1 protein-coding gene is annotated in these 902 nt (G+C 44.5%); it reads right to left on the reverse strand.

What is annotated here, in order from left to right:
• A partial coding sequence (gene tuf, locus EO127_RS08625; RefSeq protein ID WP_127448925.1) for an elongation factor Tu occupies positions 1-902 on the reverse strand: 902 nt, incomplete at both ends.

The following is a 902-nucleotide window of genomic DNA, read 5'->3' on the forward strand; positions in this document are numbered from 1 at the left end:
TATACTTCTGCTTTGAATTTAGTGTGAGGTTTGATGGAACCTGGTTTAGCCAATACTTGACCACGTTCGATGTCTTTACGGTCGATACCGCGAAGAAGTGCCCCTACGTTGTCACCTGCTACTGCAGATTCCAAAATTTTACGGAACATTTCAAGACCTGTAACTGTAGTGCTGGATGGTTCTTCTTGAAGACCAACGATTTCTACTACGTCACCAACGTTGATTTGACCACGTTCTACACGGCCAGTTGCTACTGTACCACGACCAGTGATTGTGAACACGTCTTCGACAGGCATCAAGAATGTTTTGTCTGTGTCACGTTCTGGAGTTGGGATGTATTCGTCAACTTTTGCCATCAATTCGTTGATTGCTTCAACGTAAGTAGCGTCGCCTTCTAATGCTTTCAATGCAGAACCTGCAATAACTGGGATGTCATCGCCAGGGAATTCGTAGCTGGAAAGCAATTCACGGATTTCCATTTCTACTAATTCTAATAATTCTTCATCGTCAACCATGTCTTTTTTGTTCATGAATACAACGATAGCTGGTACACCAACTTGGCGAGCTAACAAGATGTGCTCACGAGTTTGTGGCATAGGGCCGTCAGCTGCGGATACAACTAGGATAGCGCCGTCCATTTGAGCAGCACCAGTGATCATGTTTTTAACATAGTCAGCATGGCCTGGGCAGTCAACGTGTGCATAGTGACGAGTATCTGTTTCGTACTCTACGTGTGCAGTGTTGATTGTGATACCGCGTTCACGTTCTTCTGGAGCTTTGTCAATCATGCTGTAGTCTTGGAAGTCAGCTTGACCTTTTTCAGCAAGAACTTTAGTGATTGCTGCTGTTAAAGTAGTTTTACCATGGTCAACGTGACCGATAGTACCAATGTTAACGTGTGG

The organism is Veillonella sp. 3310 (assembly GCF_003999875.1).
Classification (GTDB): Bacteria; Bacillota; Negativicutes; order Veillonellales; family Veillonellaceae; genus F0422.